The 23,670-nt window shown below is 58.8% G+C and carries 16 protein-coding genes, 1 tRNA gene and 4 pseudogenes; 7 read left to right on the top strand and 14 right to left on the bottom strand.

Translation table 11 applies throughout. The annotated features are described in order from the left end of the window. The first annotated feature begins 106 nt into the window (after positions 1–106). Positions 107–2,095, top strand: a complete 1,989-nt coding sequence (locus IHE30_RS05615) for an ATP-binding cassette domain-containing protein (RefSeq protein ID WP_337689436.1) — start codon at positions 107–109, stop codon at positions 2,093–2,095. Between the two features lie 12 nt (positions 2,096–2,107). Here the strand turns inward: IHE30_RS05615 and rpiA are convergent, their stop codons facing one another. Further along, positions 2,108–2,806, bottom strand: a complete 699-nt coding sequence (gene rpiA, locus IHE30_RS05610) for a ribose-5-phosphate isomerase RpiA (protein ID WP_337689435.1) — start codon at positions 2,804–2,806, stop codon at positions 2,108–2,110. A 385-nt stretch (positions 2,807–3,191) separates the two neighbouring features. On the opposite strand from rpiA, the gene IHE30_RS05605 reads away from it, so the two are divergent. Next, positions 3,192–4,154 carry an Rpn family recombination-promoting nuclease/putative transposase gene (locus tag IHE30_RS05605; RefSeq protein ID WP_337689434.1) on the top strand — a complete coding sequence of 321 codons (963 nt, stop codon included), beginning with the start codon at positions 3,192–3,194 and terminating at the stop codon, positions 4,152–4,154. A 1,116-nt stretch (positions 4,155–5,270) separates the two neighbouring features. Here IHE30_RS05605 and IHE30_RS05600 read toward each other — a convergent pair. The 3 genes and pseudogenes from IHE30_RS05600 to IHE30_RS05590 form a co-directional block, all read right to left on the bottom strand. Continuing rightward, positions 5,271–5,843, bottom strand: a complete 573-nt coding sequence (locus IHE30_RS05600; RefSeq protein WP_337689433.1) for a hypothetical protein — start codon at positions 5,841–5,843, stop codon at positions 5,271–5,273. 80 nt (positions 5,844–5,923) lie between these two features. Beyond that, on the bottom strand, positions 5,924–6,406 hold the full coding sequence (locus IHE30_RS05595; protein WP_337689432.1) for a glycoside hydrolase family 108 protein: 483 nt from the start codon (positions 6,404–6,406) through the stop codon (positions 5,924–5,926). Positions 6,407–6,998: 592 nt separating this feature from the next. Continuing rightward, positions 6,999–7,136 (bottom strand): annotated as a pseudogene (locus IHE30_RS05590) (integrase core domain-containing protein); the annotation flags it as partial. 299 nt (positions 7,137–7,435) lie between these two features. Here IHE30_RS05590 and IHE30_RS05585 point away from each other — a divergent pair. Continuing rightward, positions 7,436–7,525, top strand: a pseudogene (locus IHE30_RS05585) (tyrosine-type recombinase/integrase); the annotation flags it as partial. Positions 7,526–7,740: 215 nt separating this feature from the next. Here IHE30_RS05585 and rlmB read toward each other — a convergent pair. The 5 genes from rlmB to IHE30_RS05560 form a co-directional block, all read right to left on the bottom strand. Further along, positions 7,741–8,490, bottom strand: coding sequence for a 23S rRNA (guanosine(2251)-2'-O)-methyltransferase RlmB (rlmB, locus tag IHE30_RS05580; protein ID WP_337689431.1), 750 nt, complete (start codon positions 8,488–8,490; stop codon positions 7,741–7,743). Between the two features lie 35 nt (positions 8,491–8,525). Next, positions 8,526–10,976 (bottom strand): ribonuclease R, encoded by a 2,451-nt coding sequence (rnr, locus tag IHE30_RS05575; protein ID WP_337689430.1) that lies wholly within the window; start codon positions 10,974–10,976, stop codon positions 8,526–8,528. A gap of 302 nt (positions 10,977–11,278) precedes the next feature. Further along, positions 11,279–11,363: transfer RNA gene (locus IHE30_RS05570), tRNA-Leu, on the bottom strand. A 335-nt stretch (positions 11,364–11,698) separates the two neighbouring features. Further along, positions 11,699–13,111: a hypothetical protein gene (locus IHE30_RS05565; RefSeq protein WP_337689429.1), complete on the bottom strand. Its 1,413-nt coding sequence runs from the start codon at positions 13,109–13,111 to the stop codon at positions 11,699–11,701. Between the two features lie 958 nt (positions 13,112–14,069). Next, a complete protein-coding gene (locus tag IHE30_RS05560) occupies positions 14,070–14,579 on the bottom strand; it encodes a ferritin-like domain-containing protein (RefSeq protein ID WP_337689428.1) in 510 nt (169 codons plus the stop codon). 373 nt (positions 14,580–14,952) lie between these two features. Between IHE30_RS05560 and IHE30_RS05555 the strand changes: the two genes are divergently transcribed. Then, the gene (locus tag IHE30_RS05555) at positions 14,953–15,900 is read left to right on the top strand and encodes a MipA/OmpV family protein (RefSeq protein WP_337689427.1); all 948 of its coding nucleotides are present in this window, start codon (positions 14,953–14,955) and stop codon (positions 15,898–15,900) included. A 159-nt stretch (positions 15,901–16,059) separates the two neighbouring features. On the opposite strand, the gene IHE30_RS05550 is transcribed toward IHE30_RS05555, so the two are convergent. Both IHE30_RS05550 and IHE30_RS05545 read right to left on the bottom strand, forming a co-directional pair. Continuing rightward, positions 16,060–16,593, bottom strand: a complete 534-nt coding sequence (locus IHE30_RS05550; RefSeq protein ID WP_337689426.1) for a DUF4142 domain-containing protein — start codon at positions 16,591–16,593, stop codon at positions 16,060–16,062. A 224-nt stretch (positions 16,594–16,817) separates the two neighbouring features. Beyond that, the gene (locus IHE30_RS05545) at positions 16,818–17,141 is read right to left on the bottom strand and encodes a chemotaxis protein (RefSeq protein ID WP_337689425.1); all 324 of its coding nucleotides are present in this window, start codon (positions 17,139–17,141) and stop codon (positions 16,818–16,820) included. Positions 17,142–17,598: 457 nt separating this feature from the next. On the opposite strand from IHE30_RS05545, the gene IHE30_RS05540 reads away from it, so the two are divergent. Then, the gene (locus IHE30_RS05540) at positions 17,599–18,762 is read left to right on the top strand and encodes an AI-2E family transporter (RefSeq protein WP_337689424.1); all 1,164 of its coding nucleotides are present in this window, start codon (positions 17,599–17,601) and stop codon (positions 18,760–18,762) included. A 9-nt stretch (positions 18,763–18,771) separates the two neighbouring features. Here IHE30_RS05540 and IHE30_RS05535 read toward each other — a convergent pair whose 3' ends face one another. Beyond that, entirely contained in the window at positions 18,772–19,491 is a 720-nt protein-coding gene (locus IHE30_RS05535; RefSeq protein ID WP_337689423.1) for a DUF2968 domain-containing protein, read from the bottom strand. A 218-nt stretch (positions 19,492–19,709) separates the two neighbouring features. Then, positions 19,710–20,172: pseudogene (locus IHE30_RS05530) on the bottom strand (transposase); the annotation flags it as partial. A 197-nt stretch (positions 20,173–20,369) separates the two neighbouring features. Between IHE30_RS05530 and IHE30_RS05525 the strand changes: the two are divergent. Next, positions 20,370–21,302 carry a YwqJ-related putative deaminase gene (locus tag IHE30_RS05525; protein WP_337689422.1) on the top strand — a complete coding sequence of 311 codons (933 nt, stop codon included), beginning with the start codon at positions 20,370–20,372 and terminating at the stop codon, positions 21,300–21,302. Between the two features lie 651 nt (positions 21,303–21,953). Continuing rightward, positions 21,954–22,376 (top strand): annotated as a pseudogene (locus IHE30_RS05520) (DUF2147 domain-containing protein). A 138-nt stretch (positions 22,377–22,514) separates the two neighbouring features. Here the strand turns inward: IHE30_RS05520 and zapE are convergent. After that, positions 22,515–23,612, bottom strand: a complete 1,098-nt coding sequence (gene zapE, locus IHE30_RS05515) for a cell division protein ZapE (protein WP_337689421.1) — start codon at positions 23,610–23,612, stop codon at positions 22,515–22,517. Between the last annotated feature and the right edge of the window lie 58 nt (positions 23,613–23,670).

The following is a 23,670-nucleotide window of genomic DNA, read 5'->3' as shown; positions in this document are numbered from 1 at the left end:
GTGTAGAGCAACTTTGGACTGCCCGGCATCGGCCGGACGCACGACTGTCCGATGCGGGGCCGATCTACAATACTGGTTTTCCACGCATCCCCATAATGGTCCTGCCGTGATCCGCTTCAACCAACTCAGTCTGTCGCGCGGCACGAAGTCGCTTTTCGAAAGCGTCACCTTCACGCTGAACCCGGGCGAAAAAGCCGGCCTGATTGGCGCGAATGGCGCTGGCAAGTCGACGCTGTTTGCCCTTTTACGGGGGCAACTGCAGCCGGATGCCGGCGAACTCGCGCTGCCGCCGTCATGGCGCATCGCGCATGTGGCGCAGGAAACGCCCGCGGTCGAGTGCAGCGCGCTCGACTACACGTTGGACGGTGACACGGAATTGCGCGACATCGAAGCACGTATCGCCGCGGCGTGCGCCGCCGACGACGGCGCCGAGCAAGCGCTCGCGCATGCGGCACTGGCGGATGTCGACGGCTATTCAGCTCCAGCTCGCGCGCAAGCGCTGTTGCTCGGCCTGGGCTTCACGCTCGAGCAGACGCTGGCGCCGGTCGCCAGTTTCTCCGGCGGCTGGCGCATGCGGCTGAACCTCGCGCAGGCGCTGATGTCGCGCTCCGACCTGCTCCTGCTAGACGAGCCCACGAACCACCTAGATTTGGACGCCATCGTGTGGCTCGAAGACTGGCTGCATCGCTACGCGGGCACGCTGATCGTCATTTCGCACGACCGGGAATTTCTCGACTCAGTATGTCATGTCACACTGCACCTAGAACAACGCCAGATCAAGCGTTACGGCGGCAACTATAGCCAATTCGAGGTCCAGCGGGCACAACAGCTCGCGCTACAACAAAGCGCATACGAAAAGCAGCAGCGCACGATCGCGCACCTGCACAGCTTCATCGACCGATTCAAGGCCAAGGCCACGAAAGCGCGACAAGCACAAAGCCGGATGAAGGCACTCGAAAAAATGGAGCGCATCGCGCCGGCGCACGCGTCGTCACCGCTCACCTTCGAGTTTCGCGAACCCACGTGTGCACCGAACCCGATGCTTGTGATGGAGCAGGTTCGCTGCGGTTATCCGTCGGACAGCGGCGGCGCGCCGGCTGTGATCGTCGACGACGTCAACGTATCGATTCAGAGTGGCCAGCGCATTGGTTTGCTCGGTGCCAACGGCCAAGGCAAGTCGACATTGATCAAGACGCTGGCTGGCACCCTGGCGCCGATCGGGGGTGTCGTGCGCAACGCAAAAGGATTGACGATCGGGTATTTCGCGCAGCACCAGCTCGAGACGTTGCGAGAGGACGACACGCCCCTGCAGCATCTGGCACGGCTTGCCCCGGACACACGCGAGCAGGAATTGCGCGACTTCCTGGGTAGCTTCAACTTCAGCGGCGAAATGGCCACCACGCCGATTCGCCCGTTCTCGGGCGGCGAAAAAGCCCGCCTCGCCCTTGCGTTGATTGTCTGGCAACGCCCCAATTTGTTGTTGCTCGACGAGCCGACCAATCACCTCGATCTCGAAACGCGCCATGCGTTGACGATGGCACTGGCCCAGTTCGAAGGAACGTTGATTCTCGTGTCTCACGACCGACACTTACTGCGTGCGACGACCGATCAGTTCATGCTGGTCGCGAAGCACCAGGTTGCGCCATTCGACGGCGACCTGGACGACTACCGCGACTGGCTACTGCAGCATGCAGCCGAGCAGCGCGACGCGGCAAGACGGGCCGGCTCGCAGGCCAACGCGCAAACACCGAGTGCCGGCACGGCAAACCGCGACGGCTCCTCGGACATAACTGGTGCCGACACGGCAATCAACCGCAAGGCACAACGCCGAGCCGACGCACAGGCCCGGCAAAAGACCGCGCAGCTGCGCAAGCCTTTGCAGAACCAAATCGGTAAGATCGAGCAGCAGATGGATGCATTGAGCACCGAAAAAGCCTCACTCGAAGCGTTCATCGCGGCGCCGTCGAGCCATGAGCCGGCGCACAAGGCGAACCTAACTGACGCACTGAGGCGTCAGGCCGAGGTCTGCAATAAGCTCGCCGAGCTTGAGGCCGAGTGGCTGGAACTGAGCGAGGCACTCGAGCAAATTGGCTGAAGGCGAAATGGATCAGCGCCGCGCGTAATCGATGCGCTGCACGCCGTGCTCGGTGCCGATCAGACACAAGTCGGCGCCACGCGCGGCGAACAGCCCAACGGTTACCACGCCCGGCCATTGATTCATATCGCGCTCCAGCGCAACGGGATCGTCGATGGCCAGTCCTTTGACATCGAGGATCTCATTGCCATTGTCGGTCATGAATGGTGTACCGTTGGGCGTGAGCCGCAACACTGCCGTGCCAGCGGTCAACTGGGCGATACGGCGCGCGAGCGCCACGCGTGCCATTGGCACGACTTCGACCGGTAACGGGAATGTGCCAAGCGTTGGCACTAGCTTGCTGGCATCTGCGATACACACGAATACGTCGGCGGCCGACGCGACGATCTTTTCGCGCGTCAATGCCCCGCCACCGCCCTTAATCATCGCGCCATGCGGATCGATCTCGTCCGCACCGTCCACGTAGACGGGCAAGGATTCGACATCGCCCAACTCGAATACGCGAAACCCATGCGACAGCAGCCGGTTCGTTGTCGCGACGGAACTCGATACGGCCCCGCGATACCGGTCCCGGCTGCTAGCAAGCGCATCGATAAAGCAATTCGCGGTTGAGCCGGTCCCGACACCGATTACTGCACCTTCCGGTACGTGAGTGTTCACATAATCGGCCGCCGCGTGGCCAACGAGTTGCTTGAGGTCTTCTTGAGTCATCTGGAAAGTACTGCGGGAAAATGCGAGATAGGGATAGTTTACCTGACCTGCTGCCACATCACTCAATGCAGAGCGTTACCGGTGTCTGGTGGTGCCGTACCGGGAACCTCTCGCGATGCTCGTTGAGCATCATGCTGATTTTTGTTTGTCGGCTCATACTGAGCACCGCGCCGTTTTTACCCAGCGGGCAAACGGCGGCACCAGCGGCGCGGTGCCTCGATCTCGCGCAGGCAAATCCATCCGGCACACACAAGGACAGAGAAAATGTATGCTAAAGATCGGTTCGAAAAATCAGTGTCACTCACTGTCATCGCGGCGGAGAGCCGCCGGGGGCGCTGCGCGCGAGCGCTGGTAAAGTAAGCGCCCCCCATGATCCACGCTCGCCATGAAACGTTCATCGACGATGACGCCGCATGATGCGCTGTTCAAGCAGTTCCTCACGCATCCGGACACCGCACGGGATTTCTTAAGCCTGCATTTGCCCACGCCGTGGTTAGCGCAGTGCGACTTGGGCACATTGCGCCTGGAGTCGGCAAGCTTTGTCGAAGAAGATTTACGCGCCTACTATTCGGACGTGCTGTGGTCGCTGCAGACTCGGCAAGGTGATGGGTACGTGTATGCGCTGATTGAGCATCAAAGCCGGCCGGAGCGTCATATGGCGTTTCGGCTAATGCGCTACGCGGTAGCCGCCATGCAGCGCCATCTAGAGGCCGGACATGACCGGCTGCCGCTGGTGATTCCGATGCTCTTTTATCACGGGCAGGTCAGTCCGTATCCGTACTCGATGCGGTGGCTGGACAGCTTCGAGGTGCCTGAGTGGGCGTCGCAGCTGTATGCAGGAGGCTTTCCCTTGGTGGATGTCACGGTGATTCCGGATGATGAAATCATCACGCATCGGCGCATGGCGATGCTGGAGTTATTGCAAAAGCATATCCGGCAACGCGATTTGGCGACCCTGGTGGAGCAACTGGCCAGCCTGTTGAGCACGGGGTACACTACGCACGAGCAGTTGGTGTCGCTGATGCATTACATGCTGCAGTGGGGCGACACGGCGGATCCGGAGCGATTTATGCGAGAGTTGGCGATCCGCTCACCGCAACACGAGGAGGTTTTGATGACAATTGCACAGAAGCTCGAGCAAAAAGGCCTGGAGCGCGGCCGGATGCTGGGACGCGAAGAAGGCCGTGAAGAAGGCCGTGAAGAAGGTCGTGAAAAAGGCCGTGAGGAAGGACACAAGGAAGCTGCGCTGAAGATCGCGCGCACGTTGCTAGAAAACGGCTTGGAGCGCGAGACGGTCAAGCGTATGACGGGCTTGTCCGAAGCCGACATGAAGCGGATCTGCCACTAACAATAAGGGCAATTCAGTGCTGAGCAGCATAGGGCCATGCGCCACGTAATTAAAACGCAAGCGCATACCTTCGCGCGGTGCGCCTCAAGCCGCTGCGGCAGGCCAACCCGGCATAGTCGTGCGTGCGCGCTGCGTGGCCCAGTATGCGCGCAGTGTGGCTGACGGGCTATCACTGCAAGCATGCGCCCCGAGAGCCGCAGCCGCCGAGGGTGAAGCCAGGCCCGCATCGGCGCTATGACGATGAGGTGCGGGCCGCGCTTATCCTCAATAGGAGGCCAGTGACCGAATTTGCAGCAAGCGGTTAAAGGCGTTCATTCCGACGCTGGTCGGCTCGATGATACGGCATGGTCATCTGTCGCTATCGAAGCAGGTACACCAGCGGCTCAAGCAGATCAGCGCCGCTACCATCAATCGGCTGTTGCGGGATGTGCACGAATAGGCCTTCAGTGGCCAACGCAGACGCGCAGGCGCTGTAAGCAATGCGATCCACCGTACTGTACCAATCCGGACCTTTATTGACTGGAACGATCCGCTGCCCGGTGATCTAAAGATCGATTTCGTCGAGCATTGCGGCGCACCAAGTTCGACGGCAATTTCGTACGTAGCCTTGTGGTGACGGATGCCAGTCAAATTGGGTAATCAAAACCTTGTAGTAACTTTATATTTATGCTCCTAAAAATTTTTAGCAATTGCAGCAGATCTAACATTAATGGCCTCTGTTTGGATTGATTGTATATTATATTTATTTGAAAGTTTTTTTATAGACTTTATCGTCAAATAATTTCCAACCCCTTTAATATTAAAACCCTCCCCCTGTCCATCATCTTCCGAAGCGCCTCATCGCAACCTATGTATAAGTGGCACATAACTAGATAGATAGAATAAAACAGGAGTGTTGCACCGGTACCATTTTATTGCGGTTGGGCACTTCGTCATTCTTATTTAATCCAAGCAGCGCTTTTATGAAACAAAAACCAATCGCTAGGATAAGTCTGCCCCCAAACTACCCCATCGATTGGCATTGAATGTATAAATCACTTTCATCAAGACAAATCATCTTAGTGTCTTTACCTTTTCTAAACTGCCCTACTTGCTCGCGCCTCATTTGATCAACATTCATGGTTTGTCATCCGCTATAGTGGGCGGTGTTATTTGAGCAGATGTTAACGCTCCATTCAGCGTGCTGGTCGTCACATGCGTATCCGGATCAGTTGCGAAGCTAGTAATCACCGCTGCCTGCTTGGATGCCGTCGATGACGAGCCGAAAAAGAATTCTTTTGCACCCAGCACCATCGCGATCAGCACCCCTTCAATGTTGCCGAGTACGCCAAATGCAAGCGGATTGACGGGTATGCGGGAGAACAACAGCCAAAAGTGCGCGCCAATTACCAAAAACAAGCCCACTGTGTACAGATAGGCCAAGTTACGCGGCGTATGATCGTGTTCAGTCAACGCCATCTGCCGGGCATTAGCACGATCAGCCGCGTTTGTCTTTGCGGTTTCCACGCTGGCCGTAAGGCGCGTCTTTTCGACATCCGCGGCAATGCGCTGCAATTCAACTTGGCTCTCAACGATCGACTCTTGAAACCGGTAAGCCAGGTCGGGATTACCCTGGATCGCAGCCAATGCTTGTTCCGGTGTGTTCGTACCCGTGACAGTTTGAGCAATATCGACGATTTTTTTGGCCACTTGCTCGGCTTGGCTACCACCAATCCAATGCGCGATTTGCGGCGCAAACTGCGCAAGTGCGAGAACAATCGGTAACATGATTAGGCCCCTGCCACTCTTAAGTTAGCCGCGATGCGACGTGCCCAGCCGCGGCCAAAGTCTGGCCAAGTTTGCAGTGCAGTTAAATAGGCCAAGCGTGCGGCAATAAAGCGCATGATGAAAAGTTCAGGATCGGCTGATTGCACCGCTGCGATCGTCTTGGGTCCGAATTTTCCGTCAGCGAATGCGCCACTGGCCTGCTGCATCCAAGTAACAACGTGGCCGCCGTTGTAATTGGCATCGAAGATTTGAAATGCGACGCGCGCGTCGTAGCAACCGCAGTGCAATGGATCCCAGTATAGGGTTTTGGCGATCTGTTTCGCTGTCTCACGGGGTAAATCCCGCATCGAACCGGTATAGCCCCATGCGCGCGCGACGCGCTGGGTCACCCCCCACATCGTTTCACCCCCCGGATCCTGGGGGTTATACGAATAGCCGCCTTCATTGCCGATGAGTCGGTCAAATGCGTCATCAAAAACGCTCATACTTTTCTACCAGGAAAAAAGACACCCTCGCCTCATGCGAAGCGATTCCTGCATCAGCAAGCTTAAAGCGCCGCATCACGCCAACCCACGTCGGCGCGAGCCCGCTACACTGCGCAAGTGCTTGAGCAACGAACAGAAAAAGGGAGATGTGTTGGGCAACTATCACGCCGTGTTGTCGTCATGCTCGTGAACCTGGCAGTAGGGGAAAGGAACTGGGCGGGAACCGCATACTGTCTTTGAGTCAAGCCAATATTTTCTTTCATTGTTGCGCTCCCAACATTGTTTGCATGGATCGAATACCCCGATACTGCACCTGTTCTCAGCGAATCGTCACCCGTCGCTTTGCTGCACGCCCATCCATTTTGGAGAGAAATCTCGCACAAACTCAGCAGAACCTCAAGCATTTTTTGTTATTGAGAGATTCGTCTCACCACGCCAGTATGCTATTGGCATAGCCGCTTACATCATCCCAATGCAACGACTACAGGCGCTTGAACAACTTGCCCAGTCGGTGCATCACCGGTTTGGCTGGTGGACAGCACAAACGTGGTGGGGTAATCCTCCCGTTTTTAACGGAGCCCAAAAGTAGAAGCTATGCGGCCATGGCCGGCCGCTGTTTTGGCGTCCATCCGCCCAAGGCCATGTTCGGGCGGTCGTGATTGTAAGACCACATCCAGTCTGTCGTGAACTGCTGCACGTGGTCGAGGTTTTCCCAGTGATACAGCGATAGCGAGCGGACCATTTGTGTCGTCTCATCTGGGCGTATCCTGTTCGGTTGTTACGAGCCGCCTCACGAAATGCCCGACGCTATGGCAAGCTCATTGTTTACATCCTTGTTCTATGCTGTCTAATTAAACTTCGTACTTGACAGCAACGCGATTTGGCGACCCTGCGGGGGCAACGGGCAAGGCTGTTGATCGCGGGTACACGACGCACGAGCAATTGGTGTCGCTGATGCATGACATGCTGCAGTGGGGCGACACGACGGATCCGGAGCGATTTATGCGAGAACTGGCGCTCCGGTCAGCTTTCGCCGACCGTGCCGATGAATTGGAGCATGCGTCAGCGCACTGGCTTAGGCACACAACTGGATCGCACCAAGCCGACGGCAGCTTCGATCAGTGTAGAGAAAAGCCATTTCAACGTGCTGTTGACAGCAGCGTGCCTTACTTAAAAGGAATTTAGACGTGACCGCAGCGGCGCAGTACCCAAGAATTATCTGACCCAATTTCGGTTCGGTGCTTGCTGCCTTTTTGAAGGCAATCGCGGGATACTGCACGGGCAGCAATGCTGCATAGAAGCGGCAACATGCGTTCTGCAACATGCATTCAAAATCACTGATTTTTAATGCCCGTACGCTGCCTAACCGCCTCAAACAGGCAGATGCCGCTGGCAACCGACACATTTAGGCTGCCCACACTGCCCATCATCGGGATGTGCATCAAGTCGTCACAGGTCTCGCGCGTCAACCTGCGCATGCCCTCCCCTTCGGCGCCCATGACCAGCGCGACCGGACCATCGAGCGCGATATCGTACAGGCTGCGCTGAGCGTCGCCAGCCGTGCCGATCACCCAGACGCCGGCGTCCTTTAATTCACGCAGCGTACGAGCAAGATTGGTGACCGTGATGTAGGGCACGGTCTCGGCCGCCCCACTGGCTACCTTCGCGGCAGTCGAATTGAGGCCAACCGCACGATCGCGCGGCGCAATCACCGCGTGCGCGCCGGCCGCGTCGGCCACGCGCAAGCACGCGCCAAGGTTGTGCGGATCGGTGACTCCGTCCAGCACCAATAGCAGCGCGGGTCCAGGCAGCGCGTCGAGCAGCTCGGCTAGATTTTGCGCAAGCGGCAAATCCGTCGCGCGTGCAACGACACCCTGGTGCCGGTGCGTGCCGGCCAGCCCGTGCAGCCGCGCATCGTCGGCGGCAATCAGCCGGACCCCGGAGGTTTGCGCCACTTGGAGAAAATCCTGCATGCGGCGATCGCGTCGCGTCGCGTCGTACAGCACCTCCTCGATGCTGGACGAGTCGTGACGTAGCCGCGCGGTGACCGCGTGGAATCCATAAAGAACTTTTAAACGTGCCATAGGAACCGCTTTCAAAAAAGTGTGGCGCGACCAATCTACCGTTTCTTGCCGCGCACCCGTCCATTTGCGCCAGCGCCGGCCGGCAGACGTTTCTTCGCGGCAGCCTTAGCCGTGCCGCGTGCGTCGTTGATAGGCGCGCTCGGCGCAGACGCCGCCGTCTCACCGCGCGGGCCACTGTCCACTGAAGCAAGTGACTGCACCCGCGGGGCACAGCCGCTCGCCTCGTCAGCGGCCACGTTGCGCGGGGCTGCGCGCAACGGCAACTTAGCCGACACTTCGCGCACCAGGCGAAAATCGATCTTGCGCGCATCCAGGTCGACACGACTGACTTGCACGCGCACGCGCTCAGACAGGCGATACCGTATTCCGGTACGCTCGCCGCGCAACTCGTTCTTGATCTCGTCGTACTGGAAATAGTCGGCGCCCAGTTCGGTAACGTGGACCAACCCCTCGATAAACAGTGAGTCAAGCTGCACGAAAATACCGAACGGTGTCACGCTGCTGACCATGCCGCCGTATTCTTCGCCGAGCTTGTCGCGCATGAAGTAACACTTCAGCCATGCCTCAACGTCGCGCGATGCCTCGTCGGCACGGCGTTCATTGGCCGAGCAATGCAGGCCCAGCGCCTCCCAGATCGCGTCGCGCGAGCGCGCGCGTTCGTCATCACGCTGCAATGCACGCGCATGAGACGCCAGCGACGTATTGAGTTCGACGTCGCCGGCGGCATGAGGCTGATACTGCTTGCCCGCCAGGATCGCGCGGATCGCGCGGTGCGTGAGCAAGTCCGGATAGCGTCGGATTGGACTGGTGAAGTGCGCATACGCGTCGTACGCGAGACCGAAGTGTCCGATATTGTCGGGACTGTAGACAGCTTGCTGCATTGATCGCAGCAGCATCGTCTGCAGCATCATCGCGTCGGGCCGGTCTCGCACCTGCTTCATCAGCGCCGCATAATCGTTCGCGTGCGGCTTGTCGCCACCGCCCAGCGTCAGCCCGAAACCACGCAAGAACGCACGCAGATTCGCCAGTTTCTCGTCGCTCGGTCCCGCATGCACCCGATACAACGCGGGATGCTTGTTGCGTTTTAGGAAGTCGGCCGCGCACACGTTCGCCGCGAGCATACACTCCTCGATCAGCTTGTGTGCGTCGTTGCGCTGGCGCGGCAGGATCTGCTCGATCTTGCCTTGCGCATTGCACGCGATGTATGTCTCGGTCGTGTCAAAATCGATCGCGCCACGTTTTTCACGTGCCAGCAACAACGCCTTAAATACCGCATGCAGGTTTTGCAGATGCGGCAGCAACGCGCCGCGCCGCGCCGCCTCGGGACCCTTCGTGTTCGACAAGGCCGCGGCCACCTCGGTGTACGTGAGCCGCGCCGCCGAGTGCATCACTGCCGGATAGAACTGGTATGCCTTGATGTCCCCACTCGCATTGATCACCATGTCGCAGACGAGCGTGCAGCGATCCACCTGCGGATTCAGCGAGCACAGCCCATTGGACAGCTTCTCGGGCAGCATCGGAATCACGCGGCGCGGGAAATACACCGATGTGCTGCGCTCGAGCGCGTCATGATCAAGCGCGTCACCGTCGGCCACGTAGTGCGACACGTCAGCGATCGCCACGAGCAGCCGAAAGCCGTTTTGCCTGCCGACGCGAATCGGCTCGCAATACACGGCGTCATCGAAATCACGGGCGTCCTCGCCATCGATCGTCACGAGCGGCACATCGCGCAGGTCCACGCGCTGGCGCAGATCGGCCGCCCGCACTTCGTCGGGCAGCTTGGCCGCCTGGGCCAGCGCCGCGTCTGAGAACCGGTGCGGCACGCCATACTTACGCACGGCGATCTCGATTTCCATGCCGGGATCGTCGATGTCGCCCAGCACTTCGACGATCTTGCCAACCGGCTGCGAATGACGGCTCGGGAAGTCCGTTAACTCGATCGAGACGACTTGGCCGGACTGGGGCTTGACCTTGCCCGTCTGCGTCACGAGGATGTCGTGGCCGATCCGCTTGTCCTCCGGCGCAACGATCCATGCACCGTTCTCGTTCAGCAGCCGGCCGATGATCCGCTTGTTCGCCCGCTCGGTAACCTCGACAATGTGGGCCTCCGGACGGCCGCGTCGGTCATGGCCTGTCACGCGCGCGAGTACCCGGTCGTTGTGCATGACCTTCTGCATCTCTGCATTGGACAAGAACAAGTCGACACCGGCATCGTCGCGAATCAGGAAGCCGTAGCCGTCGCGATGGCCCTGAACCCGACCGGCGACAAAGTTCGACGAAGGCGTAAGCTGGTAATAGCCACGCTTGTCGAGCCGGATCTGGCCATCGCGCTCCATCGCGCCGAGGCGCTTGAAAAACCCTTCGCGCTCCTGGCGCTTGATCGCGAGTGCTTCGGCAATGTCATTGCCGGCAAGCGGCTGTTCGGTCGTGCGCAGTACGCCGAGAATTGCTTCGCGGCTAGGAATCGAATAGGGGTATTTGCTCAAGGCCTTGTCGATGAATGGTTGTCGTGAATATGCGCAACGCGCAGGTTGGCGTGTCACGGATCGTCACTGCCCGGCCGACGCACGGTGGCACCGGCCAACTCACTGGTGAATGATTCTAACACCGGGTTTGGCCGATGCAGGGTCGATGCGCTTGGTGCGTCGGCGTTGCGGACAGCACGCACGTTGACACGGATGAACCACCGGCTTACCCGCCGGCTGGCTGAAAAGACAAAAAACCCTGTAAGACCTTTATCTTACAGGGTTTATCGTACCACTTCGTCGCATCACAACAGCGCAACCGTTGGTGCCCAGGAGAGGACTCGAACCTCCACGGAGTTACCCGCTAGTACCTGAAACTAGTGCGTCTACCAATTCCGCCACCTGGGCGGCTTTGCTGCGTAATCAGCGAAGAACGCTATTATGCTGATCTGCCACCATTGTGTCAACAGTCGCGTCAAAAAAATGATGCGGCACGGCAAGTCAACGTATTGCACTTGTCGGTGAGCCGGCCTATTGCGCTTATTTTGCTAACGCCCGATCCATTCGCGTGGACCCGATGTTCATGCCGCGAGCAAGCGGGCACGCCTCAAGGGAGGCAGTTGCGATGGCGAGAAGGCACGCCGACCTCTCGAGGACGTCGTCTCGTGACCCGTCAGCCCGCGCCGCGTACACTTAGGCTAACGGCGGCGCGGCACGAGCATGCACAGCACTAGGCGCTGCGCTCAACACACGGCAAGCAATGGCTCGAGCGCATGGGCCGTGCCGGCCAATGAACGCAGCCACGTATGACGCACGTGACGATAGCGATCAAAGATGCCACACAGATTGCCCAAACGCACACGCCCCGCATCGGTCGTCTCGATGAAGTTGCCCTCCAGCGACAGCAGGCCGGCATTCGCACAGCGGCGCAGCACGTGGATCTCGTTGGCGAAGTAATCGGAAAACTCGATGTTGTGCGCCAACTCGATCGCCTGCCGGTCAATGAAGAAATTGGTGGCCAGCGACTGGATGACCGTGCGACGGATCGCGTCGTCGGCCGACAAGCGCCATCCGCGCAAGCCGGGCGCGCGCACCTTGCGTCCCGCGATAGAACGCGCGGGTCCGGACGGCACAGCCTCCAAATGCTGAAAATAGGCGTCAGCGGTGGCGCCGATTGCCCCCGGCCCGAGCGGCACGACAGCGCACGTCGCACGCGAGGACAAGCCGAACGGCTTGCACACGAGACGACCGAATCGCTGCGCCGATACCAACGGATCGTCGCGACGCGCGTAGTCGTCAATACCCAATTGCACGTAGCCACACGCATGCAACCGCTCGACCAGTGCCACCCGCTCGGCGAGTACGTCGGCGCACGTGCAGCGCGTTTGCAGACGGATCCGCGTGGCACCCTCGGCGATCAATGCATCGAGCGCGTGCAGCGTGCCCGGCGATTGCGCGCCCAGTGCTGAGCCATGCGACTCAGCACCGTACTCGAGCACCGCCCCCACGGATGCAAAACCATGCGTGCGGGCCTGCGCGACGAGTTCGGCTAAACGCCGCCGCTTGGCGTGCGTCGGCCCCTGCTCGCCCACGTCGGAGGGTTCTGCCGATAACCGCGTGCCCCCGGCGATGCCGCCGGGCTGCGCGGTCGTCGTTGCACCGCCGCACAGTTCGAGATGCGCGAAGCCGCTCAATGCCAGCGTGTGGAGCAATGTCTCGTCATGCGCGGCACGCCAATCGAGCGAAACCGACCAGCGGGCATCGCGCGCGAACGCGAACCGCTGCCGCAACAATGCGACGAGCCGCGCGCTGCCGCTTGCCCCAAGTAAGCCGAGCGCGCCGCTCCAGTGCAACTCCGCAACGTCGGATCGCGCCGGGTCCCATTGCCGGTGAAACGCGATGTCGTCGTCGATGCGGCGCGCAAACGCTAGATAGGCGGCATTGCCCGGGGCGAGCGCCGGTATGACAACCGACAGTGCGATATGCGCCGGATCCGTACCCGTACCCGCCCCGTCGCCCCAACCGGCGCCGCTGATCGGCGACGCGCTGGCGTAGCAGGCCGCCAACGCCGCCTCGTCGAACGCGTCGACGAACCACCCACGCTCGGGATAGGACACGTAACGGCGCAGCGCATGCGGGTCCACATCGCTGGGCATGGCGTCACTCGTGCCCGCCTTCAAGATCCTGTTCTCCTTTTCGAATCTTCCCTCGGCGTAGTGCGCACAGGACAAGTGGCGCGCGCCGAGCCTCGATTCCTCTCGACCCAGATCGCGCTGGCAAATCCCGCACATAACGCCGCACCCACACCGATCATCCACGTCAGGTAACCCATTTGCCTCCCTGGCATACGCCTCGTCAACTGGTTTGCCCCCTGGCAGGCCGGCTCGCCGCAAGCCCGTCGTACACAATCCCAGCATCGATAAGTGCAGCGTCGCATATCGCCTACCGGTACGCCATGACGCAAATCAATGAGCGTCGCAGTAGCCAGCCCCCCGGGCACACGATACGAACCCACGTATTCGCTCCACGCATCAATGATCGCTTCAATCCGCGCCCGGGCCCTTGACTGAAATCAAACCACACGCCGCACGTGTGGCGCGCGCTGTCCGGGCGTGGCTTGATTCTGATCAGCGCGACGCGTCAACCGCTAAGCTATCCGGGTGCAACCTGATTTTTTTGGAAGGATACGACCATCAAACAATCGATGTGATGACCACCGATTGATAACCACCGGTGGCGCGCAGCGCAGCAGCCCAGATAGAAACGTGCGCCGCCGGCTGGCTGACTGGCTCTGCTACAGGCTGGCCCTGCTACAGCGCACCTACCGTGCGTGTTGCCGCCATGCAACAGACTGCCAAAGTCGCCTCCGTACCTGTTCTGCGACCACAGGCTCCAAAGACCTGCGACGGGATATCGCCGAGTGCAAACCTGCCCTGCACCGGCTGTGCAGCATCTTATTGCGGCGCTAAGCCGGACGTGTGGGCGCCCGCCGCTATCACCAGCGCGCCGGCGGTAGCGGCGGCAGATATGCCATAGACAAGCACCCCTATGTAGCCACGCCGGCCCGGCGAGAGCCGAGCCAGTTCATGACCGGCTTCCTCTTGCGTGTGGGCGTCAACGCTTCGCGTCGTCGCGCTCGCCTGCGGAACGAGCCAGGAAGGCAGTCACGACTTCTGGCAAGTTGTCATGCAGCCAACGTGCCATCTCGACCTCCTGAAGCAAGATCTGCTCGCAGCAACGTTGTGTCTCGACGTCGCCGGCCGCACGGGCGGCCGCGATCAATGCCGTGTACGCGGCAATCTCGATATGCTCGAATACATAGCCAGCCATGCCACCCTTGACCACCTCATCAGTCACGGCCATCCCGCCGAGCGCTTGCCCAAATGCGGCAGCCCGGGCAGCAAGGTTCTTGATCGTCGATGGGCTGCTGTTCAATCGGTCCAAGCACTGCTCGAGCAGCTTTTGCTGGGATATCGTTTCATCAATGTGCTGCTCGATGCGCTGCTTGAGCTTGGGATAATGCTCCAATCTCGAAGCTTGCGCCTTGAGCATCGACTCGGCATGCTGCTCCATCGCATAGGCGTCCTTCAGCCAATCAATCATATGTTCGCGTGGGCTCGTCATCATGTTTTCCTCGCCGGTACCGCACCGTATAGCACGCCGCGCGACATGCGCGGCGCAACGGTTTGCGCAACCGCCATACCCGACAACACGCGGCGAGCCAGCATGGCACGCGATATCGATAACGCAACCCATTCGACGCGTTCTTGCAGCGCCACGGCACGCGAACGACCGTCTCCGGCATAAAGGACTAGACAAGTGGCCTGATGCCTGAACAAGACAGCGACCCGCGACGGCAAATTTTTCACGACACTGCGTTGTCGTTGCCGCGTCCCACCTTCGCGCCAGGCCGCGCAAGCGGTATGACAGCGATACGGCAGCGTTATGGCAGGGCAATACAGGGTTTGGGCGGCAGCGCGTCCAATTGGCATAGTGTGTGCTACCCTCCCTCGTCCGTTTGACAATCGGAGGCCCAATGGCGCTCGACATCTGCACGGCGGGGCAACCATCCTGCCCCACCCGTCGCGTTCGCGACTCCCAACGAAGGGATCTCGCCCCGCTTGCCGCAGCCGCACTAGCCTTAACGCTTTACACCGCACCGACGCAAGCACAGACTCCGTCGCCGCTAGGCGAATGGCAGTACTCGGCCGGTGTTCCACTACAAAAACTGTACGTGTCATCCATCCCAGAATGGGAAACGAGGATTGGCATCGGCACAACTTTCAAGCCGCGCTATGAGGGTGAAAATCGATATCACACATTGGTCGGCCCGAGCGTAGATATGCGTTATCGCGATCTTGCGTTCTTATCGACCGGCGAAGGCATCGGTGTCAATGTGTTGCGCGGACCGAACTGGCGCATCAGTGTCGCCGCGGCGTACGACTTGGGCCGGCGCGGCCACGATGATCCCTCGCGACTCAATGGGCTAGGCAACATTAACCCGGCGCCGGAAATGAAAATCGCTGCAGAGTATGGGGTATCAAAAGAATTTCCGTTAGTGCTACGCAGCGTAGCCACGCGCAGCTTCGGCGGCTCGAACGGCTGGACGTTCGATTTAGGCACTTATATGCCGCTACCCGGCAGTTCAGAGGCGTTCTACTGGTTCGCCGGTCCGTCAGTAACCTTCGCGGACGCAAAGTACATGAACAGTTGGTTTGGCGTTAATCCGGACCAAGCCGCGCAGTCCGGCTACCGTCGATACGACGCGCGTGCCGGACTGAAATCTGCGGGTTTTGGCATCACAATGGTCTACTTCGTGAACAAGCATTGGTTCGTCAGTGCCGACGGCGCCTTCAAGCGCATGCTTGGAAGCGCCGCGGACAGCCCAATTACCCGCTCGCGGCTTAACGGCGTCTGTGACGTGTCGATTAACTACCAGTTCTGACAACGCGGTCTCATGCCATTCAACCGATGCGCGTCATGGCAAGCACGCATCGACCCTTTCGCGCCTGACGGAAACACTACGACAACCGTCGCTAGCACGTAGTCTGCCGCCAAGCCTGCACCCGTTATGACACGGGTGCAGACCAACCTGTATCGCGGCTTACTCGTTAATTCCCAACTTTTGCGCAAGCTGCTGCGACATCTGGTAATGCTCTCTAAGCGTAGGCAAAGCCTTTAGCGCCGCCTCCTTCAACGACGGGTGCTCTCCATCCTTCGCTTCTTTCTCGAATGCGGCGATAGCTTGCCGGTGCGCCTCCAGGCCCACCTTACGCACATACGCGTGATCGAAGTTTTCGCCAGTCAAGGGCTTGAGTGACTCAAGCAGTGCAATATCGGAATTATCCTTGGGCACCTCCACGCCATGAGGGGCCACCGCTTTCAACTGCATGGTCAGCTTCATATGGTCGGCGATCATATGACGCGCAAACGATCTGACATCTGCGTTACTCGTATTTTTGTGCGCAAGTTTGCCTGCATCAATCTCGGTCGATGACGACATCGTGGCCGCTTGGATAAAGTCACGATCCGCGCTTGATAGCGGGTTCGCGGCCGTCGTTGACGCAGCCTGCGTTTGAGCATGAACAGCCGGAGTAAGCAGCAGCGCACCAAGGCAAACGACTGTAGTTAACTTCATTATGGGTTCTCCAATTAAAGTGGCATGATCGAGCACGGCCGTAGCCCCGCCGTGACTCATGAATAACCTTAGCAAGCATCGTGCCGCAATGGCGTTTTATTGCAGCCACAGCGGTACGTGCCTTGCCCGGCAACTGCCATGGGGTATCGTGCAAGCGTGACAGCAGACCAACCTCGGCATGCCCGCCACCAGGTCAACGATCGCGTATGCCAGCATCTGCGGATTCAATCGTCCCTATCAGCCCGATCCTGGGCAGGCATGTGCTCAATCCGATCCGGCATCACGTCTGCATCGAGTTCGATCGTCTCGTCGCCATCGGCGGCGGCGCGCTCGCCCGTGCCGGCACGATCGGTGTCGCTGCCTTGTTCCGCCATGCCCGTTTCAAGCGCGTGGTTGTCCAGCGCCGTGTCGCGATCGAAGTCGTGCCGCTTCGCGCCGACCATGTCACTGCCGGTGTCTGACGAATCACCAGGGCCGAGCGCTTCGGTATCGTGACCGGGCACGTGAGGTTGCGACAAATCATTGTCGGGATCCAATGTGCTATTCATGATGCTCTCCATGCAAAGTGTGCATACGTCAGTAGCAGACGCCGTGCCTTGGCCCATACCGTGCACGGGCGCCGTCTCGATTAAGCCGACATGTAACATGGCGCGCATGCCGAGGTGGCCTCCGGAAAGCCACCGAGCAGCAGCCCGACGTCCTGTCCGGTGTAACGCGCTCAGCAAGCCTGTTCAGGTACGATGCCGAGACGATGCTGGCGAGCGCGGCGGCGAACATCACCCAGCCCGATACCATCGTGATCTGCGACACGGGTATCCGCTGGACAACCTAGCCCGTGCGCGTTGCTGGCGCTGGCCTGTTGGCCTGCACACGCGGTTTCCGGACAGTACCGGTCACGCCATGACGTGACGTGCACGGCGCGCCATGTCAAGATTGCCTTACCCGGGCGCTGGCAAACGCCCCCACCTTCTACGCGCGGACCGCATGACGGTGCCGACCGGAGTCATGGACAAAAACACACGGAATCAAAGAGGCTTTCAAGTCCTGCTGTACGCAGTATCACTCGCACTCATCTGGATCCTGCTACCGTTCTTCGGCGCAATTTTTTGGGGCACGATTCTCGCGATCCTATTTCAGCCGTTGCAGCGCACGCTCACCGCGCGATGGGGCAACCGTGCCAACCTCGCCGCCCTGGCGACGTTGAGTCTGTGCGTGCTGGTCGTGATTTTGCCCGTCAGCCTAATGATCGGTACGCTCGTGCAGGAAGTCTCGTTCGCCTACGAGCAAATCAAAACCGGCCAGTGGAACGTCACACTGTATTTTCAGAAGGTAGTCGGCGCATTACCCGCGTTCGCGCAGCACTGGCTCAACGACGTCGGCCTGGCCGACATGCAAAGCCTGCAGGCCAAACTGACCGAAGGGGCGGCCCGCATCAGCCAATTCGTGGCCGCACAGGCGGTCGAGATCGGCCAGAATACGCTGCAGTTCGCCGTCGGCTTCGGCATCATGCTCTACATGGTGTTCTTCCTGCTGCGTGACGGCAGCGCCATTTCACGGCGTATCCGTGAAGCGGTGCCGCTTGCAGATTCGCACAAGCAAAAGCTGCTCGGCAAGTTCACCACCGTGGTACGCGCGACGGTCAAGGGCAATATCGCGGTGGCCGCGGTGCAGGGACTGCTCGGCGGCCTAATCTTCTTCATCCTCGGCATCAGCGGCTCGCTGCTGTGGGGCACGCTGATGGCATTGCTGTCACTGCTGCCGGCGATCGGCTCAGCGCTGGTCTGGGGACCGGCGGCAATCTATTTCCTGCTGGCCGGTCCGCTGTGGAAAGCGATTGTGCTGGGACTATTCTGCTCGCTGGTCATCGGCGGCGTCGACAACATCCTGCGTCCGATCCTAGTGGGCAAAGACACCAAGCTGCCTGACTGGGTCGTGCTGATCTCCACGGTCGGCGGCATGGCCACGTTCGGCATCAACGGCTTTGTCATCGGTCCCTTGATTGCCGCGCTGTTCATCGCGTGCTGGGACATTTCAGTGCTCATCGCACGCGACGAGACCCCTCCGTCCCCCCCTGTCGATGGCGCGTTGACGCCGCCGCGCAATGGCGCGCGGCGGCGGCGGCGGACACCGCGGGCGGCGCGGCACGGGGGCTTGTCCAGCGATGCGTAAGTACGCCGCTCAGCGGGGCTTCGAGCGCGGCAGGCCGGCTTCGGTCTGCCGTTGCAAGTCACGGATATGTCGCTGCAACTCGCGCAGCTGCGTTTGTGCAGCAGCCTTCTGCTCGTCCAGTGCCTGCGCCTGCGCGGCGGTCTGCTTCTGGCGAGTCGTGACTTCCGCCTCCTGCGCGCGCGCCACGTTCAGATCTGCTTGCAGCCGCACGGCCCGATCACGCGATAGTGCGATCATGCGGTGGGTGAATGCCTTCTGTGCCTCCAGCCGTGCACGGCGAATTTCGATATCGGACAGTTGCACTGTCTGCCGCACCAAACCCGCATAGATGGCTTCAGCCCGGACCGGGTCCTGCGTCTTGATCACACGCCAAAAGTTTTTTTGCTGGAACAACGCAACGTAATAGGTCATCTCCTTGTCATAGAACAGCAAGCTCGCACCGTAGCTGCCGTTATACGACGTGCGGAATTCGGTCAACGCCGAAGCGTGAATCAGCCGTTGCAATTCCGCGACATTGCCGCCGGTTGAATGGCGCGCTTCGTCAGCCGTCGGCGCGCTGGGCGCCACTGCGTCAGGCAACGCGACGTTGGCAGCTGGCTCCTGCGTGATAGCGACGCTACTGGCCGTCGCCTGGGGCGGCGCACTGGCCCCCGCGGCCGCTGCTTGACTGACGATGGCCGCGGCAACCGCCGTCAGCACCCTACCCCTTGCTCGTGGTAATTGATTCATTTGTTTTCCGAGTGTGCGCTTTTTCGTGGGGTCAATATTACTTAAATTCGTGGGTCTCGGGTTCCTCATCGAAGATCACGTCCAACGCTGCAATACTCTACGAGCATCCCGCCCTATCCCCCTGACTGCGATCGGCCAGCACTTCGGGCGCGCTATCGCGCTGGCACGGGTGGGCGCGGTGGGCAAATGCCAGCGATCGCACGTGCGCTTAGAGCGTGTTAGGCACTTCTCATAATGGGTACAGCATGAACGAGCATAAGCATAGCGAAGACGACGAAATGCAAGCCTGCGCAGGCGTGTTGCTCGTATAGCCCTAATCAGCCAATGCAAGTTTCACCGTCTGAGCGGTGACATGCTGAATCTGACAGGCAAGCTCGGCTAGCTGTGTGCGCGCCTGCGCGTTGGCCGGCGTAATGTGCACCGCCAGCAGCAGGCCCAGCGTGTTAACAGCCATATGAACCTTGCTGCCTCGCTTGCGCTGATGACCGTCGTAGCCCGCACGCGGACCGCTTTCGCACGTAGACTGCAACGTGCGTCCATCCAGGATAACTGCACTGGGCCGACCTTGGCGCTGTTGCGCCACGCGCAGCACCGAGCGCAATCGTTGACCATTGCTTCGAAGCCACCCGCATTTAGCCAACGCTGCGTTTGCTGGTAGACCCATTCCCACGGCGGGTTGTCGGTTTAAGCAAAGATGACAAGCTTGTGCCTGTTACGCGGGCGCTCTATAGTCACAGTTACCTTATTCGAAGAAGCGGCGTACGATAGTTGGACATCATGCTTGGATATGCCGTGAACGGGCAGTTAAACAATGAGGTGATCTGTCGGCGAGCGGATGGCCGTTTTCCTGGATAAAAGTGATCTCTGGAGAGAGCAAAATGAAGGCACATCAGACGGCGAAAAACAATTCAACTAAAAAAATTGATAAATATGAACCATACAGCAGTCTGGATGGGTTAAATTTAGAGATTCCGAATCAGGAGAAAATTTTTTCTGCTTTATTAAAAAATAGTTTTATTAAAGAGAAAAATTTGATGATTAATGAATCAACCCAAGGCATCATAAACAAAGCTGCAGAAACAGATAAAGAAATTGCAGAATTGAAGAATAAAAAGAAAGGGAAAAAAGCCGATGACCTTGCCAAAAATTCGCTATACACAAAGAAAAAGCTCGAAGAATATGCGGCACATGCTGCCATTTTCAACAGCATTAGTAATTTTTATAAAGAAGGGTTTTTAAACTATCCGGGAAGCCTGAAGAAAAAAGACTTGTTTCCTGGAGTAAGCATTTTGGAAAGAAAAATAAAGCAAGGATTTGAGAATTATGTTCCACTAACGGAGCACAAAGAGTTTCGCGAAGAAGTAGGTAGTTACAAAATAACCGACGAAGAAAAATTTATTGATGCAATTAAAAATACTTACCAAAAAAACAATTTGCAGTTGCATCCTGTTGTAGAAAAAAGGATACGCGATCATTTGAAAAGCAACAATTTTATTTTACCTCAAAAAGCAGGAATTCCAGGGTTGCATGCAGAAGTACAGGCGCTAAATAGCATGCTTAATTCCATCGAGCCTGACAATGTCAACAAGGAAATTCACCTTGAAGCCCCTTATTTCAAAAACTTGATCCACACACATTTGTTTACTAAGCGGTTGGTAGGTAAAAAAGGCGAAGATTTCCCTGCTTGTCATAACTGCTCTGGGATATTAAAATCCCCTTTATCTGTTGTAACTGGAGTGGTCGATAGTGCAGGAAAGGATCACTCTTCACCTCAACGCAGAATGTCCATACCTTTTGGTATGAAATTTTAAGCGATAAAATCAATACCTCTACGCGCAAAGGCATTGATGCGCTTAAGTGGAAAGTGGCTCTTCCCCACTTTGGGTGAACCTGCGAGTGACAATGATGATCAAGCCAGTATTGCATCACTCGGATAATCGGCATGGAGTTTTCCTTCCCTCAACGCCCGTTGCCCGCTCCCAACATGCGCAGTGACAAGCTCCCGGATACACGGATGATACCGACGACGCGTTGATAGCCTGCCTTGTAGCAGCCATCGCGTCACACTGGAAATACATGTGCGGCGCTTTCGTTGCGATAACACAATGTGTCGCCGGCGAACATTCGCCCCGCGCCTTGCGCAATTCGGCGCGCGTCAGCAGCGTCGCACAGCCCGAGCACAGACGGTGCTGTGGTATGTGGGCTTGGCACTTAGTGGCTCCACGGGTGCACGCCTGACGCAGCGGTTGGGCATTTCGATCAGCTGGGGCGCTCATGCGCCACCATCAATCAGCCAGTATAGGTCGGTTCGCGGCCCTGCATCATTCGACGCGGCACACCGCCCTCGCACCGGGTCCCCCATAGCCCGTAAAGATAACGGCTCGTTTCAGGAGGAAGACATGATGCGAGCGTTGTTCAATCTCCGCGTGGTCCGCGGCGTGCTAGTCGCGATTACATTGCCCATGTGCGGTGCCAGCGCCTTCGCCGTCGATAACGCATCGCCGCTTGGCGTTTGGCGTTTGGCGTTTGGCAAACGATCGACGACCACACCGGACAACCGAAGGCGTTGGCCCAGATTGCGCAAGAAGCCGACGGCACGCTGTCAGGCAAAATCGTCAAGGGACTGGCCGCAAACGACCAACCTGATCGCCACTGCACCGCATGCACCGACGCGCAAGGACCAGTTGATGCTCGGCATGGCAATCATCAACGGCATGAAACAGGACGCAGACAGCTGAGAGGGCGGACATATTCTTGGTCCGGAGAACGGCAAGATCTACAAGTGCAAGATGCACGTCGAGGACGGTGGCCAGAAGCTGGTCGTGCGTGGTTATATCGGCGTGTCGTTGAGCGGCCGCTCACAGACATGGAACCGCCAGCAGTAACGCGTTGCACGCCCCGTCAATTAGCAGTCACGCGTTGTATGTCCCCGTCAACCAGCAGTCATGGCATTGTACGCGCCCATTGAACCACAGCACGCCGACAACGCGTCACGCACGGCTAGGCCACAGGGCCACGTATCGTCACGTCAATGACGTATCGACGATGCGCCGCGGCGCTTCGAGATACGCCTTCGATTGCATCTCGACAATGCGCGACACGGTCCGCGCGAATTCATTGGCCATCGGCCCTTCAACATACAGCTGCTCGGCCGGCACGGCGGCCGACATCAACAGCTTGACCTTATGATCGTACAGTACGTCGATCAACCACGTGTAGCGGCGCGCTTCGGACGCCATGCGCGGCATCATCTGCGGCACGTCCGACAAGATGATCGTGTGAAAGCGTGTCGCCAACTCCAGGTAGTCGTTTTGCGACCGTGGCCCACCGCATAGCGTCGCAAAATCGAACCAGACGACACCATCGGCACGGCGCAGCGCCTTGATCTCGCGTTTTTCGATATGCAGCACCGGGCTCTCGTCTGGTACCGCGGCCAACCGCGCGAACGCGTCACGCAATGCCCTGTCGGCATGGGCGCCCAACGGCGTATGGTAGGCCTGCACCTGCGCCAGCGTGCGCTGCCGATAGTCAGTGCCAGCATCCACGTTCAACACGTCGAGCCTTTCGTTAATCAAGGCGATCGCGGGCAGCACTCGGTCGCGGTGTAGCCCGTCCGGGTATAGCGTACTGGGTTCGTAATTGGACGTCATCACGAACTGCACGCCGTTGCCGAGCAACTTTAACAACAACCGATAAAGGATCATCGCATCGGCGATGTCCGAGACATGGAACTCGTCGAAACAAATCAATCGATAACGCTTCGCGACCAGTCGTGCCAGTTCGTCCAGCGGATCGGCGCGGCCCTTGAGTTCCTCGAGTTCACGGTGTACCTCGCGCATGAATTCGTGAAAATGCAGCCGCGTCTTGCGTTGCACCGGCACGACAGCATAGAAACTGTCCATCAGGAAGCTCTTGCCACGCCCGACGCCACCCCACATATAAACCCCGCGTGGCGGGTCCGGTCGAATGATCCACCTCTTGAGCGCATTGGAACGCCGCGCCTTGTAGGCCACCCAGTCGTCGTAGCAGCGCTGCAGCCGGCTAATCGCGCGCTGTTGCGCCGCATCGGCTTGATAGCCGCGCTCAGCCAGTTCCTTCTCGTAGTATTCAGTGACGTTCATCGGTGCAAGAAAATGGGCGGGTATGGCCCGCCCCATTTCGCCGCCTGTTGCATGGCGG

Origin of the sequence: Mycetohabitans sp. B46 (assembly GCF_037389205.1) — a bacterium.
Classification (GTDB): domain Bacteria; phylum Pseudomonadota; class Gammaproteobacteria; order Burkholderiales; family Burkholderiaceae; genus Mycetohabitans.
The sequence above is the reverse complement of the archived record's forward strand: the minus strand, read 5'-3'. Positions and strand labels throughout refer to the sequence as shown.

Coding starts and splice junctions, on each gene's coding strand:
- IHE30_RS05550 (WP_337689426.1), bottom strand. CDS start 16,593: ATGAAGTTAACTACAGTCGTTTGCCTTGGTGCGCTGCTGCTTACTCCG.
- IHE30_RS05565 (WP_337689429.1), bottom strand. CDS start 13,111: ATGCCCAGCGATGTGGACCCGCATGCGCTGCGCCGTTACGTGTCCTAT.
- IHE30_RS05605 (WP_337689434.1), top strand. CDS start 3,192: ATGAAACGTTCATCGACGATGACGCCGCATGATGCGCTGTTCAAGCAG.
- IHE30_RS05525 (WP_337689422.1), top strand. CDS start 20,370: ATGAAGGCACATCAGACGGCGAAAAACAATTCAACTAAAAAAATTGAT.
- IHE30_RS05535 (WP_337689423.1), bottom strand. CDS start 19,491: ATGAATCAATTACCACGAGCAAGGGGTAGGGTGCTGACGGCGGTTGCC.
- rlmB (WP_337689431.1), bottom strand. CDS start 8,490: ATGGCACGTTTAAAAGTTCTTTATGGATTCCACGCGGTCACCGCGCGG.
- zapE (WP_337689421.1), bottom strand. CDS start 23,612: ATGAACGTCACTGAATACTACGAGAAGGAACTGGCTGAGCGCGGCTAT.
- rpiA (WP_337689435.1), bottom strand. CDS start 2,806: ATGACTCAAGAAGACCTCAAGCAACTCGTTGGCCACGCGGCGGCCGAT.
- IHE30_RS05595 (WP_337689432.1), bottom strand. CDS start 6,406: ATGAGCGTTTTTGATGACGCATTTGACCGACTCATCGGCAATGAAGGC.
- IHE30_RS05540 (WP_337689424.1), top strand. CDS start 17,599: ATGGACAAAAACACACGGAATCAAAGAGGCTTTCAAGTCCTGCTGTAC.
- IHE30_RS05560 (WP_337689428.1), bottom strand. CDS start 14,579: ATGACGAGCCCACGCGAACATATGATTGATTGGCTGAAGGACGCCTAT.
- IHE30_RS05545 (WP_337689425.1), bottom strand. CDS start 17,141: ATGAATAGCACATTGGATCCCGACAATGATTTGTCGCAACCTCACGTG.